Raw genomic sequence first — 15,239 nt, forward strand, 5'->3', positions numbered from 1 at the left:
TAATTCTTATTTCCGATACATCTTCAATTCCAAGAACAAATCATTATAGATGCCCAGATACTCAGCACCTAAGTTTTCATAGACTTCGAGGTGTTCCATTAATTCATCGGATGGATAGAATTGTTCGTCTTCGGTGATCTCGTCAGGCAGTAATGCCATGGCTTCTTGGTTAGGTGTGGAATAGCCGATGTATTCTGCGTTTTGTGCAGCGTTCTCGGGTTCTAGCATAAAGTTCAAGAAGGCGTAAGCACCGGCTTCGTTTTGTGAGGTCTTAGGAATGACCATATTATCAAACCACAGGTTGGAGCCTTCCGAAGGGATCACGTAATGAATGTGCTCGTTTTCGTACATCATGTCGGCTGCTTCCCCAGAAAATGTGACCGCAACCGATGCTTCTTCGTTGGCCATGTACATCTTGATTTCATCTGCGACGATGGCTTTGATGTTTGGAGTCATGGTCCGAAGCTTATTGAATGCCTCTTGCAGCTGATCATCGTCTTTGCTGTTAAGAGAATAGCCTAAGCTGTCCAAACCTAATCCCATCACTTCACGCGCGCCATCGATCAGCATGATGCTGTTTGCTAATTCGGGTTTCCAAAGATCGTCCCATTGGGTGATCTCACCTTCATCAAAGAACTTATCGTTATAGACGATCCCCAGTGTTCCCCAGAAATAAGGAATCGAATATTGATTGCCAGGATCAAAACTCAGGTCCAAAAAGCGAGGGTCGATATTGTCTAGCCCCTTGATTTTACTGTGATCCAATGGTTTTAAAAGATTTTGTTCCATCATTTTCTCAATCATGTATTCACTCGGTATGGCGATGTCATAGGACGTGCCGCCTTGTTGGATCTTCGTGAACATCGCTTCATTTGAGTCAAAGGTTTCATAATTGACCTTGTAGCCAGTCTCTTCTTCAAACTTACTGATCAAATCTGGGTCGATGTAGTCGCCCCAGTTGTAGATGTTGACGACCTCAGCGCCTGCCATACCAGAGGAGCGTTCCAATTCACGGACACCAAAGAGCAAGATCAGGACAATCGCAACAATACCGATAATCAGAGATTGTAGTCGTTTCATCGCAGATTTGCCACCTCCACACGGCGGTTTTTACGCAATTTCTTCGCGCCGTTTTCTTTACTGATAAAGTAATAGCCTACCACCAGGATCATGGAGAATAAGAAGACAAGTGTACTTAATGCATTGATTTCTAAACTGATTCCTTGACGTGCTCTAGAATAGATCTCTACCGATAAGGTACTAAAGCCATTGCCTGTCACAAAGAATGTCACGGCAAAATCATCGAGTGAATAAGTAAATGCCATGAAATAGCCGGCGATGATGCCAGGTGTCAAGAAAGGCAAAATGATATTTTTAATGACTTGAAAATTATTCGCGCCTAAATCACGGGCAGCGTCGATCATTGAATCGTTCATCTCTTGCAGTTTCGGCAAGACCATCAACACCACGATCGGGATACTAAAGGCGATATGCGAAAGCAATACGCTGAAAAAGCCTAAGCTAAACCCACGGAACAAGTTGCCGATCATCGTAAAGAAAATCAAGAAGCTGGCACCAATGATGACATCTGGTGAAACCAACAAAATATTATTCAAACTCAACAATGCCGTTCTCGTTCGACGTTTGCGGGTATAGTAGATGCCCATCGCACCAAATGTGCCGATGATCGTTGCCAGTAATGCTGATAAAAATGCCAGCATAAAGGTGTTCAACACGATGATCATCAAGCGGGTATCTTGAAAGACGGATTGGTAATGTTCAAAAGTGAAACCCGTAAAAGCATTCATGGTGCCTCCTTCATTGAAGGAATAGAAAATCAAATAAAAGATCGGCACGTACAAAAGAATAAAGACGACGATCAGATAAAGATTGGACCAGCGAAATTTTTTCATTTACGTTGCCCTCCTTTTTTCTTTTCTCCCGTAAACAGCATCACGAGGAACATGGCGATGATCAAAATGACGCCGATGGTCGAACCCATGCCCCAATTTTGGGTAACGAGAAAGTGCTGCTCGATCGCCGTACCAAGCGTGATCACGCGATTGCCCCCAATCAAACGGGTCAACATGAAGAGGGAGAGCGACGGAATGAAGACGGCTTGGACGCCGCTTTTCACACCGTTTAACGACAGAGGGAAAATCACTCGTCGAAACGTATCATAGCTGTTTGCCCCTAAATCGCGACTGGCACTGATCAAAGAGGGATTCATTTCTTCTAAGGCATTAAAAATCGGCATGATCATAAAGGGCAGTTCGATATAGACGGCAACCGTCAAAAAGCTAAAGTCGGTAAACAAAATCTGCTTTGGTCCAACACCCATGATTTCTAGGAAGTTGTTGACACTGCCATGAATGCCGAAAATCCCAATAAACGCATAAGCTTTTAACAATAAGTTGACCCACGTTGGTAAGATGATCAACAGCAGCCACAAATCTTTGTGCCGCAGCTTAGTTAAGAAATACGCTGTCGGGTAGCTGATCACTAAGGTAATCAAGGTGATCAAAAAGGCATACCAAACCGAGTTTAAGGTCATGATCAAATATTTGCCAGAACCTAAGTAGCTTTGATAATTGACCAGCGAAAAGTTGCCGTTCATATCAAAAAAAGATTGGTAGATGATCAATAAGACTGGTGCAATAACAAATAGCAATAACCAAAAGACATAGGGTATCGCATAAAAACGACGCATTTTCGTCATTAGCTTTCCCTCCTAATCTTCGTAGCTCTCTAAACGAGCATCAAAATCTTCTTCGGACTCATTGAAACGCATGACGTGGATGTCTTCTGGTTCAAAGGAAAGACCGATCTTGCTTCCTTCAGTGGCTTTTCTTGTAGAGTGAACCATCCATTCGTTGCCTTGTTCGTCGTAACAAATGATCTCGTAATGCACGCCTCGGAACAATTGCGTATCCACTTCAACGACCAGCTTGCCTTTTTCCGCCGTCGTCAAATTCAAATCTTCCGGACGGATCACGATCTCAACGGCTTCATTCGGCCGCATCCCGCCATCGACACATTCAAACTGCTTGCCGACAAATTCCACTAAGTTGTCTTCGATCATCGTACCTGTGACGATGTTGCTTTCACCGACAAAATCCGCCACGAAATGGTTGATTGGTTCATCGTAAATATCCACTGGTGTGCCGCTTTGAACGATCTTCCCTTTATTCATAACGAAAATCTCATCACTCATCGCCAACGCTTCTTCTTGGTCATGGGTGACAAAAATAAAGGTGATGCCTAGTCGCTGCTGCAATTCCCGCAGCTCGTATTGCATGTCGGTTCGCAATTTCAAATCCAATGCGGACAAGGGTTCATCCAGGAGCAATACTTTGGGTTCATTGACGATCGCTCGTGCGATTGCGACCCGTTGGCGTTGTCCTCCAGACATTTCGCTGATTTCACGATTCTCATAACCAGGAAGCTGCACTAGCCGCAACGCTTCTAAGACTTTTTTATTCACTTCATCTTTTGGTAATTTTTTGATTCGCAGACCAAATGCCACATTTTCAAAAACGTTCATATGTGGGAATAAGGCGTAATCTTGAAAGACAGTATTCACTTGCCGTTGATTGGCAGGAACGTCATTGATTCTTTGTCCATCAAAATAAACGTCGCCTTCTGTTGCGTCCGAAAAACCCGCAATGATGCGTAAGATGGTTGTTTTTCCACAACCTGAAGGACCTAACAATGTATAAAAGCGACCTTCTTCAATATCAAAACTCACTTTTTTCAAAACTGTTTCATCATCATCAAATCGCTTCACCACATTGTTGAATGAAATTATTGTTTTTCCCACACTCTTTCCTCCTGTACTATAAATAAGAATCTGTCACGACTACAAGCACACGGCTTTTTTTGCCCGCAATATTTTTTAATTGATGCGGCTCAGTCGCCTGATAATAAATCGATTGGCCTTTACGAGCCTTGTACTGCGTTTCTCCTAGTGTCAACGCCACACTGCCCTCTAAGACATAGATAAATGTTTCTGCTAACGATGGTTCAAAGGTCTTGTATTCGCCCGCTTTATCAAAAGTCAGCAAGACGGGCTCCATTTCTTTTTCATTGGAATCGGGAATCAGCCACTTCAATTCATAGCCATTTTCTTCATCATAATAAAGCGTGCTGTCTTCTTCGCGATAAACCACTTGATGCTGCGCATTTTCTTCTCGGAAAAATTCCTCTGGTGTCACGCCTAAAACTTCTAAGATCGTAAAAAAAGTTTCCATAGAAGGCGAACTCAAATCACGCTCCAACTGTGAGATATAGCCTTTCGTCAAATCGGTCCGCTCGCCTAATTCTTCTTGGGTCAAATTCTTTTGAACGCGCAAATTGCGCAGCTTCTCGCCAATCTCCATGTTCATTCCCCCTTTGATTGACACAACTTCAAATAAAAAAGTTTGCTATAAGTAAACTTCATGTTTAATTTCACTTTTTCTAGTATACAAATAATTGCAAAAAACACAAGCCTTTTTTCTTCATTTTTTTGAATTCTTTTCTCCCTGATCAAAAAAAGGAGTGACGCTAAACGCTTGTGTTATAAAGGAAACGATTGGTGGTCCCGGCATTTTCGCTTTTTAAAGGTTTAAAAGAACAACTTCTATTTTAACGAAGAAAAGGTAGATTTAATAATGATCTGTTTTTGCTGATTTTTTGATAAGAAGACCTGCCTTTTCTTGCTTCACTGGTTAAAAAAATAAAACTTATGGTATTATGAGTACAAACCATCAAAGGAGTGTCTGAAATGACGAATTTCTCTACCTTTCGTGTCATGAATGAACCAAATTTTACTGCTTCACTCACAACTGCAACCCTTGACGAGCTGCCAGCAGGCGATGTGCTTGTCCGTGTTGATTACTCAGATGTCAATTACAAAGATGCCTTGGCAGCAAAAGAAAATGGCGGCGTGATCCGCACGTATCCGATGACGCCGGGAATCGATTTAGCAGGGGAAGTCGTGGACAGTCAGTCTGCTGATTTTGCCCCAGGCGACCAAGTCTTAGTGACAGGTTATGGCTTAGGGGTTTCTCACCCAGGCGGTTACAGTCAATTTCAACGGGTCCCAGCCGAGTGGCTCGTGAAACGTTCTGCTGGTTTTTCAGCAAAAGACAGTATGACCTATGGCACTGCTGGGTTCACAGCAGCTTTAGCGGTGCAAGAATTAGAACAGCTGCACTTAGCAAAAGACGCTGCTATTTTGGTGACAGGTGCTAGCGGTGGCGTCGGCAGTGTCAGCATTGCTTTATTGAAAAAACTGGGCTATACAAATATAGTGGCGCTATCTCGGAAAACCGATGCGCAATGGTTGTTGGACCTAGGCGCAGCGAAAATCGTCCGTCCGGATGAAGTGGTACCCGAAAAGGTCAAACCATTAGCAAAACAAACGTTTGCAGCGGTCATCGATACAGTTGGCGGTCCATTGCTTGCGGCAGTGCTTCCGCAAATCGCGTATGGGGGCGGTGCCTTCTTATGCGGCAATGCTGGTGGAATCAAAATCGAAACGACTGTCTTACCATTTATTTTGCGTGGGATTCGCGTAATTGGGATCGATTCGGTCAATGTTTCCCATGAGATCCGCTCGGCATTATGGGAGAAATTAGCGGGTGAGTGGAATGTGATCGATCAGCTTTACACGAAAGCCATCACTTTGGAAGACTTGCCAGAAACATTGGCAGCTTTATTAGCTGGTACGCACCAAGGACGGACGATCGTTGAGGTGTCACAAGCGCAATGAGAATTTTGATTACGGCTGGCGGTACTTCCGAAAAAATCGATGATGTCCGTGCAATCACGAATCATTCCACGGGCTCACTTGGTCAAGCCATTGCCAAGGAATGGCTGCAATACCCTGAGGTGGCCATCGATTACGTTACGACGAAAACTGCCAAACAACCGCCGACCGATCCACGCGTTACCTGTCATTTCATTGAAGGGACCACGGACTTGTTGACGCAGTTGACCGATTTATTGACGACCCATTCGTATGCTGCTGTGATCCACAGTATGGCAGTCAGTGATTTCACCCCTGCTGCTCATTTTTCAGAAGCAGCGTTTTATGAAGCAATCAACGATGCCCTACCAGCTTATGACAACCAGGTCACTCCGGCATTGATGGCACACGTGCTCACACAATCTGAAACAACGGCAGGCAAAGTTTCTTCCAATACTGATCATTTGTTTTTAGTGTTGAAGAAAACCCCGAAAGTGATCCAAACCATCAAAGCATTACAGCCGACAACCTTATTAGTCGGATTCAAATTATTAGTAGACGTAGCGGAAGCCGAGTTGTTTGCGGTCGCACGAAAAAGTCTGCTGGCTAGCCAAGCGGATTATGTGTTAGCCAACGACTTGACGCAAATTTCTGGAAACCAGCATGTCGGACACCTTTTGACACAAGAAGGACAAATCGGGACTGGCCGCACAAAAGCTGAGATCGCAACCTTGATCGTTGACACATTACGCAATGACCTGCGTGCTTAGCTAGATGTTTTTTTAGAAAAGGAGAAAGAAACATGAAACAAAAACACGTTCTGCTTGGCGTCAGCGGCAGTATCTCTGCATACAAAGCAGCCGACCTAACCAATGAATTAACCAAAAAGGGCTATGCAGTGGATGTCTTAATGACACAAAACAGCACACAATTTATTACGCCTTTGACGTTACAGTCATTATCCAAACGCCCGATCCATGTCGATGTTATGCAAGAACGTCAACCAGATCGGATCAATCATATTGAACTAGCCAAACAAGCCGATCTTTTCTTGCTCGCCCCAGCCAGTGCCAACAGTATTGGCAAGCTGGCGCATGGGATAGCCGATGATTTGATCTCAACAGTTGCCTTAGCGTTGCCGTTATCCGTGCCTCGCTTGATTGCGCCAGCCATGAATACCGTCATGTACGAAAACCCGATTGTTCAAAGAAATTTGGGAATTTTGAAAGAAGTCGGCTTCCAAGAGATTGAACCCCGTGAAGCGTTACTGGCTTGCGGTGATTTCGGCAGAGGCGCATTAGCAGCAACAGAAACGATTCTTGAAAAAGCATTGACTGCTTTGGAAGTACGGAGTGTCTAACAATGAAAAAAATATCAACTTTTGAACTTGTCTTAACAGCTTTCTTTTTAGGAATCTTGATTCTTTTAGCATCGGTTCCCTTTCTTGGGTTTATTCCCTTAGGACCAATCAATGCGACAACGATGCACATTCCTGTGATCATCGCTTCCATTGTATTAGGCCCTCGGATCGGCGGCTTTTTAGGCGGCGCCTTTGGGATCATCAGTATGGTGCGTTCGACCTGGATCATCACCCCGCTTTCTTTTGTCTTCTCCCCTTTCGTACCGATTTATGGGAGTGATCAAGGAAGCTGGAAAGCGATCCTCGTAGCGTTGATTCCTCGTATTTTGATTGGTGTCGTTCCTTACTTTGTTTACAAAGGCTGTCAAAAAATCTGGAAAAACAAACAGCAAAGTCTTTCGCTACTGATTGCTGGTGTTGCTGGAGGCTTGACGAATACGATCCTGGTAATGAACTTGATCTACTTCTTGTTCCAGCAAGAATATGCGGAGGTTGTGGGGAAAGCTGGCAATGCTGTCTATGCAGCGATTTTGGGTGTAATCTTCGCCCAAGGTGTACCTGAAGCCATTGTAGCGGGAATCGCCACGATGGCAGTTGGAACCGTCCTTTTGCGCTTAGTCATGAACCGCAAAAAAAATCGTATCTAAAAAAATAGCGACCGCCCAAAATTAGCTTTTTGGCTAACTTAGGCGGTCGCTTCCCTTTTGAGTGTCTTATAAACTTTGTGTCACTTGGAGTGCTTCGACAAGCTCTTGATACTGCTCTTGGGTCAAATACTCTTCATAAAATGTCAGATAATCATCGATATCTGCTTGGGTCAAATAAGGCAGCTCTTGCTTGATTTGCAGCAGCAGTTCTTCAAACTCCTCATCCGTCAGCATATAAGAAGACCAATCATCGGTTTCATCATAGCTATCCCAGTACTCATCATCATAATCATTTTCATACCCATCGTCATAGCTGTCATCCCAACCATAATCATAGGGAGAAAACAATTCTTCTGGGTCAATCAATTCTTCCGCTGTAGGGATTGCAACAGCAGTATCACTTTTCTTCCCTGTAAAAGTCACCGTGGCTCCGATAGTGGTTTGCAGCTCATCCGCTTGCACGAAGTGAAAAGCCATTTTCTGCTGATTTGTTTTCGTATTGATGGTCATGGTTAAGTCAAACTGCTCAACTTCTTGCAGCATCGTTTCTAATTCGGCGACTTGATTTTGATCGGCGCCGTGTTCTTGAGCATAGGTTGCATAATCTGCCAATTCTTCTTTGGTAAACGTGTGGCTGATCGTATCTCCATCTCTTTTGAAAGCATCTGGTTCAAAGGTTTTCAAATAGTCTGCAAACGTTTCATTATGAAAAAGACTGTTCATGGTAAAGAGGTTTTCAGGCTCTTTTTCTGCTTCGGTTGTCCCCTCGCCGTCCTCTGCAAAAGTTCCTTCGCCAAAGTAAGAATCTAAGGTTTCTTGATCGATGCGCAGGTATTTGCCTTCATATTCCGCAGCGTCTGGTTTTGTCCCATAACTGTCACTACCAAATGCGCTGATATACCCTTGCAGTGTTTCATAGATTTCAGCTGACACATACGCTTCTTGTTTTTCTGGATCGACGATCAGCTTGATCGGCAGCTCCTGCCCCCCAAAAGCGACTGCCAGATTGAGTAAAATCGCTTTGGTTTCTTTGTCCTGGACGAAGTCCCCTTTAAATGACGAACCGACTAACTGTGACATCAACATGGAGGCATACCTATCGGCTTCTTGACCGTATTCGCTGCTGCTGCCCATCTCAAAGGTATCGATCGTCGCTTGGAATTCACCAGCATTCGCTGCTTGCTGATTCGTCAACTGTTCGGCAAACTGTTCTTGCGGTAATTTCGTACAACCACCGAAAAGAAAGGCGAACCCAACAAACAAAATGACGCGTCCCCACTTTTTCATCCTGCTCACTCCTTTTCGTTTATTGTACCGAAGACTGAGAAAGCTTACAAACCTAAGCTCTTTTTTATCAGCTCTCATAAAAAAAAGACTGCCCCTCGGGACAATCTTCTCGCTAATCTATTCTTCGCCGATGATTCGGACTTCTGTTTCTAAGGTGACATCAAAGGTTTCTTTGATGACTTGTTGTATATGAGCGATCAGTTCGACGTAATCCGTTGCAGTGGCTTGATCGACATTCACGATAAAGCCCGCATGTTTTTCCGAAATTTGGGCTCCGCCCCATTTCAATCCTTGTAAGCCTGCATCTTGGATCAGCTTGCCGGTAAAATGACCGACTGGACGTTTAAAGACACTCCCACAAGAGGGGTATTCTAGCGGTTGCTTCAATTGCCGCAATTCTGTCAGTTCATCCATCCGCTTTTTAATTTGCTCTTGATCGCCTTTTGCTAAATCAAAGCGACTGCTTAAAATGATCATCTTTTGCTCTTGTAATTTGCTATGACGATAAGCAAATTCCATTTCTTCCTTGGTATAAGTCACGATTTGACCATTAGCCAGCAAAACGTCGCAGGACGCAAAGACATCTTGGATCTCGCCATCATAGGCGCCAGCATTCATAAAGACGGCACCGCCGACACTGCCAGGAATCCCGCAGGCAAATTCAAAACCAGTCAACGATTCATGCAAAGCGACATAGGTGGTATCGATCAACTTTGCTCCAGCATCGACGATCAAAGAAGTGCCGTCTACCACGATTTGGTTCATTTCTGATAGCATGATCACCACGCCACGAATACCACCGTCACGGACGATCAAGTTGCTGGCATTTCCTAAGACGATCCAAGGAATCGCTTGTTCTCGGCAATAATCAAGCAGCTGTTTGGCTTCATCTGCTGTTTTGGGAAAAGCCAAAATGTCTGCCGATCCACCAGTTTTTGTATACGTATAGTTCAATAAGGGTTCATCTTTTAATAAGGCAATTTCAGGGAATTGCGCAATCATCAAGTCTTTATTCACGAGAAGGTTTCCTTTCACAATAAACATCTCACTTATTTTAGCATGTTCAAGGAAAAGTTGCTACCTCTGGTGAATCAAAGAAAAGCTTAATAATCAAATGACCTGATTAATAAAGAGTCAGCTTCAAAAAAAGTGTTTTGTTATTTCAGATAATCGTTCTTTCATCACGGTAGTGACTTTATCGACTACTTCTAAGTTGCTGCGATGCAAGAAGTCCACACTGCGAATATGCTGACAAAGAATCGTCCCTTGAACTTTACTCTTTTGTGTTTCGGTAACGGTTTGAAACGCATTCGATCAAGCAAATTTTTCTTCTACATATTTTTTTGAGCTACTGAGTGGCATCACTAAGACGGTATTGAAACTCTTGTTATAATAATCATTACTAACCACTACACACGGTCTTTTTTTTGCCATTTCATTTCCTTTGGTGGGATTTAAGTCAATAAAAGAATATCTCCTTGCCTTACCATTCAATGTTCTCCTCACCTAAATCTTTTTCAAAAAACATCTCACCTGTGTCAAATTTTCCCATTTCTTCTATGATCGCTAATTCTTGTTTCCAAAAAGCTTCAAAAGAAGGTGCTGCTTTTTCGCCTCTTACCTTGATCTCACCTTCTGGGGTAAATTCAAAAATTACCCAGTGATTCTCTTTTAAGCCTAGTATTTGCCGCACACTTTTTGGAATAGTTATTTGATTTTTCGAAGTCATTTTCGCTGAAACTTGCGCTTTGATCGTCATGAAACTGCCCCCTTTTCAAAATGACTGTATCATAAAATGGAAGTAAACGTAAGGAGCCATCGTTCCTTTTCCGTACTACAAACGAATTTTCTCTAGCATCCAAATTTAATCCTCATTCTTCCTCCTTGTTTTCCTCATTCCGCTCACTTGCTTTGCGCTTCTGGCTTTTTTAGGTAAAATGGGAGGCGTAGTGGAAAACAAGGAGGAGTCTCAATGAAATTTATTTCTTGGAATGTGAATGGTTTACGGGCCATCGTTAAAAAAAATTTTTCTGAAGTGTTTGAAGCCCTCGATGCTGATTTCTTTTGTTTACAAGAAACAAAGCTGCAAGAAGGTCAGATCGAATTGGATTTACCAGGCTATCATCAATACTGGAATTATGCGGAGAAGAAAGGCTATTCTGGCACAGCAATTTTCGCAAAAGAACCTGCACTATCGGTCTGTTATGGATTAGGAATCGAAGAACATGATACGGAAGGTCGCGTCATCACGCTGGAGTATCCTGAATTTTTCTTGATTACTTGCTACACACCGAATTCCCAAAATGAATTGCGCCGCTTGGATTATCGCATGACTTGGGAAGATGCCTTTTTGGCTTACTTGACTGAATTGAAACAACAAAAGCCAGTGATTCTCTGCGGTGATTTGAATGTTGCCCATAAAAATATCGACATCAAAAATTGGAAAACCAATCAAAAAAGTGCTGGGTTTACACCTGAAGAACGGGAAAAGTTTTCGACTCTTTTGGCTGCTGGCTTTACCGATACGTTCCGCTATTTCTATCCAGATGCAGAAGGTATTTATTCTTGGTGGAGCTACCGTTTCAACGCTCGCAAAAACAATGCTGGCTGGCGCATCGATTACTTTGTCGTTTCGGATGACTTAAATGAGCGCTTGCTAGACGCCAAGATCCATACAGATATCATTGGTAGTGATCATTGTCCGGTGGAACTGGATCTCAACTAACCGTAAGAAAACTTCAGTTTTTCTTAACGTTTGTTCACTTTTCATTCTTTGATTTTGTGCTAGAATGGCAATGAGGTGAGTCTGATGAATTTTATCGCAATGGACTTTGAAACAGCAAATTATCAAAAGCATAGTGCCTGTTCCCTTGCACTAGTCATGGTACAAGATAGCAAAATCGTGGGCGAATATTACACATTAATCCAACCGGAAACGGAATTTTTTTGGAAAAACATTCAAATTCATGGCATCCGTCCAGAAGATGTACAAGAAGCGCCTAAGTTTCCTGACGTATGGAAACAAATCCAACAATATTATCAACTGAACAGTTTGATCGTTGCGCATAACGCTGGTTTTGATACTGGAGTTTTGGCGGGATGTCTTGATTATTATGGGTTGTCACAACCAAATTATCTTTCCTTATGCACGGTGCGAACGAGCCGCAAGCTGTATCCAGAATTTACGAACCACAAATTAAACACGGTTTGTGAGCAATTACAGATTCCTTTACTAAACCACCATGATGCACTAGAAGATAGTCGGGCATGTGCCCAAATCTTATTGCGTCAAGAAGAAGAATTTGGTATCGATCCATTAAAAAAATTGGTTTTAGTCAAATAAATAAGAACGTGCGTCCTAAAGTCAGCATTGCGCTAGCCTTTAGGACGCACGTTTTCATTTAAGGAAGGATTCATTTTAAGTCAGATCGATCCAATAATGACAGATTATAGCGCCATCTTCAGGATCAATGACTTTTTCTGTCAATTTACCACCGTTGTTTTCAATGACTTTGGCGGAGGCGCGATTGGCTTCTTCACAGGTTACTAACACGTTGTTCAAGCCAAATTGTTTGGCCTTTACCAATGACTGTGCCAACATTGCCGAGCCGATGCCTTGCTTTCGATGGTCTGGGTGCACTGAATACCCGATGTGTCCGCCAATTTGGCGCAAATACGCATTAAGTGTCAGACGCAGATTCAAGAGACCGACCACTTTTTGATCTTGGATAGCCAGATAGGTACGGGCGGGAACGAATCCTTCTGGTACCGTTTCTGCTGTTTTAAAATCCACCAATCCCTCTAGCCAGTCTTTGGCTGTCGGACTTTCTACAAGTCCTGCCCCACCATGGATGACTTCTTGATTCTTCTCGAAGGCTTGCCGATACGCTTCGATTTGATCGCAGTCTGCGATCGTCGGTTCCCGAAACTCCATTTCCTTCACTCCTTTTTTATGATTCAAAAAGACGTGCCATCATCAAGACGTCAACTTTTTGCCCCTCGCGGGTTTGCACCGCTTCTTTCATACAGCCTTCTGTTAGAAAACCAAATTTTTGATACAGATGGATCGCCCGTAGATTTCTCGCTTGGACGGTCAACTCGATGCGGGTCAATTCGCCAACTTCTACTACCCAGTCCAGTAATTCTTCAATCAGGAGCGAACCTAAGCCCAAGCCCCAATAGTCTTTTAAAATCGAGATACCGATCTCCCCGACATGGGCTAATTGCCACTCTTCATGGCCTTTGACTGATGCCATGGCGATCAATTGTTCTTGATCAAATGCCAACAACAGCAAATAGTCGTCCCGTTCATAGATAGCTTCCAGCTGTTCTGCCAATAAGGCTTCTGGCAACGCCAAGCCGCTTTCGTCCATCAAGAGAAAATCCGTTTCTTCTCCTAGCTGCTGACTGACTGCTAACACAGCTTTGGCATCAGCACCCGTGGCTTCTTTGATCTGTAATTGGATCTCACTCATGGGCTGCCTGCCATTTTGTTGTGATCCGTTGCAAAAAGGCGGTTGCTTTGGTGCCATATGCATGACATTTCACAAGACGTTTTTGTTCATCTGTATCATCTTTTTCCAAAATCAGTTCTAAATAATCCTCTGGCAGGGAGGTTTCTAAGAGATTGCCCCACTCGATCACACACAAGCCATCCCCTTCGAAATAATCATCCAGTCCTAAATCATCTGCACCGTATTCCACCCGATAGACATCCATATGATACAGTGGTAGCCGCCCATTGGTATATTCACGGATGATCGTATAGGTCGGACTTTTGATCAGTTGCTCGATTCCTAGCCCCAAGGCGATGCCTTTCGTCAAGGTTGTTTTGCCAGCACCTAAATCGCCCGTCAATACCAGATTATCCCCTGGCTCGGCTGCCTCTCCAATGATTTTTGCAAATGCTGCGGTTGCTTCTAAGTCGTTAATGGTAAACATAGTCCCCATCCTTTGATCAATCTAATTTACTAGTTGCTAGTATAGCTTGTTTTTCAAGGAATTGTAAAGAAGGAGCTTAGGAAAAATTCCCCAACGATCACTGGATCGTTGCTTTTGCGCACACTTCCTCCTTTGCTGCCCTCAACTTTCCAAGAGCAAAACAAAAAACTGACCCTCAAGGGATCAGTTTTTCATAAGTGCAGCGATTGGCTGCTTATTTTTCCATTAGTGTTTGTGCCGCAGTAATGATTGATAATTTGTAGACATCTTCTTCATTTGAACCACGAGACAAATCAGAGATTGGTTTGTTCAATCCTTGTAAGATTGGTCCAATCGCTTCAAAGTTACCGAAACGTTGGGCGATCTTGTAGCCAATGTTTCCTGATTGTAAATCTGGGAAAACAAAGACGGTTGCTTTACCTGCTACTTCAGATTCAGGAGCTTTCAATTGCGCAACTGCTGAGATATACGCAGCATCGAATTGCAATTCTCCATCGATTTGGTATTCTGGTGCCAATTCTTTGGCGATTTTTGTTGCTTCAACGACTTTATCTACTTCTGGTGCTTTCGCAGACCCTTTCGTTGAGAAGCTTAACATAGCAACTTTTGGATCGATTTCAAATAATTCAGCGGTTTTCGCTGAGTCAACAGCGATTTCTGCCAATTCTTGTGCAGTTGGGTTTACATTGATGGCACAGTCTGAGAACAAGTATTTTTCTTGGTCACGACCACGAACCATTAAGAAAGCACCACTTGTACGGCTCACACCTGGTTTTGTTTTGATGATTTGTAAAGCGGGTCTTACTGTATCACCCGTAGAATGGATCGCTCCTGAAACCATTCCTTCAGTAATGCCCATGTAAGTCAACATTGTACCGAAATAGTTGACATCTTTTAAGATTTCTTCTGCTTGTTCTTTCGTTGCTTTGCCGTTGCGGCGTTCCACAAAAGCTTCAACCATTTCATCCCAACGATCATAATTTTCAGGATCTAAAATTTCAAAGTTGGATACGTTGATTCCGCGAGCTTCCGCTGCTTTTTCGATTTCAACCGGGTTACCGATCAAAACAGGTTCAATTAGTTCTTCTGAACGTAAACGGCTAGCAGCACCTAGGATACGAGGATCTGTTGCTTCAGGAAAAACGATTTTGATATGACGACGCACGATTTTAAATTTTAAACTTTCGAATAATTCCACGGGTAAAGACCTCCAGTTTTTTTATACCCTTCCATTGTACAATAATTGCGAAAAAAAGAACAGATAAAAATCCTG

At 43.2% G+C, this 15,239-nt stretch carries 19 protein-coding genes; 6 read left to right on the top strand and 13 right to left on the bottom strand.

Annotated elements, in window-relative coordinates; translation table 11 throughout:
- Positions 1-6 precede the first annotated feature (6 nt).
- The 5 genes from IGI82_RS14225 to IGI82_RS14245 are packed head-to-tail and all read right to left on the bottom strand — an operon-like array spanning position 7 to position 4,379.
- Positions 7-1,080 (bottom strand): ABC transporter substrate-binding protein, encoded by a 1,074-nt coding sequence (locus IGI82_RS14225; RefSeq protein WP_010749877.1) that lies wholly within the window; start codon positions 1,078-1,080, stop codon positions 7-9.
- Entirely contained in the window at positions 1,077-1,913 is an 837-nt protein-coding gene (locus IGI82_RS14230; protein ID WP_005228535.1) for an ABC transporter permease, read from the bottom strand. The genes IGI82_RS14225 and IGI82_RS14230 overlap by 4 nt, the downstream gene beginning before the upstream one ends.
- A complete protein-coding gene (locus IGI82_RS14235; protein ID WP_005234157.1) occupies positions 1,910-2,719 on the bottom strand; it encodes an ABC transporter permease in 810 nt (269 codons plus the stop codon). Before IGI82_RS14235 ends, IGI82_RS14230 begins: the two co-directional genes overlap by 4 nt.
- Positions 2,720-2,731: 12 nt before the next feature.
- A complete protein-coding gene (locus IGI82_RS14240; RefSeq protein WP_005228533.1) occupies positions 2,732-3,820 on the bottom strand; it encodes an ABC transporter ATP-binding protein in 1,089 nt (362 codons plus the stop codon).
- A gap of 16 nt (positions 3,821-3,836) precedes the next feature.
- The gene (locus tag IGI82_RS14245; protein WP_015510239.1) at positions 3,837-4,379 is read right to left on the bottom strand and encodes a helix-turn-helix domain-containing protein; all 543 of its coding nucleotides are present in this window, start codon (positions 4,377-4,379) and stop codon (positions 3,837-3,839) included.
- Positions 4,380-4,765: 386 nt separating this feature from the next.
- Here IGI82_RS14245 and IGI82_RS14250 point away from each other — a divergent pair, with 386 nt between their 5' ends.
- The 4 genes from IGI82_RS14250 to IGI82_RS14265 are packed head-to-tail and all read left to right on the top strand — an operon-like array spanning position 4,766 to position 7,738.
- A complete protein-coding gene (locus IGI82_RS14250; RefSeq protein WP_438842372.1) occupies positions 4,766-5,755 on the top strand; it encodes an acrylyl-CoA reductase family protein in 990 nt (329 codons plus the stop codon).
- Positions 5,752-6,501, top strand: a complete 750-nt coding sequence (coaB, locus tag IGI82_RS14255) for a phosphopantothenate--cysteine ligase (RefSeq protein ID WP_074535480.1) — start codon at positions 5,752-5,754, stop codon at positions 6,499-6,501. The genes IGI82_RS14250 and coaB overlap by 4 nt, the downstream gene beginning before the upstream one ends.
- 32 nt (positions 6,502-6,533) lie before the next feature.
- Positions 6,534-7,091: a phosphopantothenoylcysteine decarboxylase gene (gene coaC, locus IGI82_RS14260; protein ID WP_005228528.1), complete on the top strand. Its 558-nt coding sequence runs from the start codon at positions 6,534-6,536 to the stop codon at positions 7,089-7,091.
- A 2-nt stretch (positions 7,092-7,093) separates the two neighbouring features.
- Complete coding sequence (locus IGI82_RS14265) at positions 7,094-7,738, top strand: ECF transporter S component (RefSeq protein ID WP_005228527.1); 645 nt, start codon at positions 7,094-7,096, stop codon at positions 7,736-7,738.
- A 66-nt stretch (positions 7,739-7,804) separates the two neighbouring features.
- Here IGI82_RS14265 and IGI82_RS14270 read toward each other — a convergent pair whose 3' ends face one another.
- The 4 genes from IGI82_RS14270 to IGI82_RS14285 all read right to left on the bottom strand — a co-directional run bounded on the left by IGI82_RS14270 (position 7,805) and on the right by IGI82_RS14285 (position 10,784).
- On the bottom strand, positions 7,805-9,025 hold the full coding sequence (locus tag IGI82_RS14270; RefSeq protein WP_438842373.1) for a hypothetical protein: 1,221 nt from the start codon (positions 9,023-9,025) through the stop codon (positions 7,805-7,807).
- A gap of 117 nt (positions 9,026-9,142) precedes the next feature.
- Entirely contained in the window at positions 9,143-10,027 is an 885-nt protein-coding gene (murB, locus tag IGI82_RS14275; RefSeq protein ID WP_438842612.1) for a UDP-N-acetylmuramate dehydrogenase, read from the bottom strand.
- 312 nt (positions 10,028-10,339) lie between these two features.
- A complete protein-coding gene (locus tag IGI82_RS14280; protein WP_284591101.1) occupies positions 10,340-10,459 on the bottom strand; it encodes a type II toxin-antitoxin system PemK/MazF family toxin in 120 nt (39 codons plus the stop codon).
- Positions 10,460-10,508: 49 nt separating this feature from the next.
- A complete protein-coding gene (locus IGI82_RS14285; RefSeq protein WP_005228523.1) occupies positions 10,509-10,784 on the bottom strand; it encodes an AbrB/MazE/SpoVT family DNA-binding domain-containing protein in 276 nt (91 codons plus the stop codon).
- A gap of 213 nt (positions 10,785-10,997) precedes the next feature.
- Here IGI82_RS14285 and IGI82_RS14290 point away from each other — a divergent pair, with 213 nt between their 5' ends.
- Both IGI82_RS14290 and IGI82_RS14295 read left to right on the top strand, forming a co-directional pair.
- Positions 10,998-11,750, top strand: a complete 753-nt coding sequence (locus IGI82_RS14290; RefSeq protein WP_010749885.1) for an exodeoxyribonuclease III — start codon at positions 10,998-11,000, stop codon at positions 11,748-11,750.
- A gap of 84 nt (positions 11,751-11,834) precedes the next feature.
- Positions 11,835-12,368, top strand: a complete 534-nt coding sequence (locus IGI82_RS14295) for a 3'-5' exonuclease (RefSeq protein ID WP_010749886.1) — start codon at positions 11,835-11,837, stop codon at positions 12,366-12,368.
- Positions 12,369-12,443: 75 nt separating this feature from the next.
- On the opposite strand, the gene IGI82_RS14300 is transcribed toward IGI82_RS14295, so the two are convergent.
- The 4 genes from IGI82_RS14300 to pta form a co-directional block, all read right to left on the bottom strand.
- Positions 12,444-12,959 carry a GNAT family N-acetyltransferase gene (locus tag IGI82_RS14300; RefSeq protein WP_010749887.1) on the bottom strand — a complete coding sequence of 172 codons (516 nt, stop codon included), beginning with the start codon at positions 12,957-12,959 and terminating at the stop codon, positions 12,444-12,446.
- Between the two features lie 16 nt (positions 12,960-12,975).
- Positions 12,976-13,500: a GNAT family N-acetyltransferase gene (locus IGI82_RS14305; protein ID WP_438842374.1), complete on the bottom strand. Its 525-nt coding sequence runs from the start codon at positions 13,498-13,500 to the stop codon at positions 12,976-12,978.
- Positions 13,493-13,966 carry a tRNA (adenosine(37)-N6)-threonylcarbamoyltransferase complex ATPase subunit type 1 TsaE gene (tsaE, locus tag IGI82_RS14310; RefSeq protein WP_349707722.1) on the bottom strand — a complete coding sequence of 158 codons (474 nt, stop codon included), beginning with the start codon at positions 13,964-13,966 and terminating at the stop codon, positions 13,493-13,495. Before tsaE ends, IGI82_RS14305 begins: the two co-directional genes overlap by 8 nt.
- 214 nt (positions 13,967-14,180) lie before the next feature.
- Positions 14,181-15,164 carry a phosphate acetyltransferase gene (pta, locus tag IGI82_RS14315; protein WP_005228517.1) on the bottom strand — a complete coding sequence of 328 codons (984 nt, stop codon included), beginning with the start codon at positions 15,162-15,164 and terminating at the stop codon, positions 14,181-14,183.
- Positions 15,165-15,239: the final 75 nt, after the last annotated feature.

This window comes from Enterococcus sp. AZ067 (genome assembly GCF_051715005.1).
Lineage (GTDB): Bacteria > Bacillota > Bacilli > Lactobacillales > Enterococcaceae > Enterococcus_D > Enterococcus_D casseliflavus.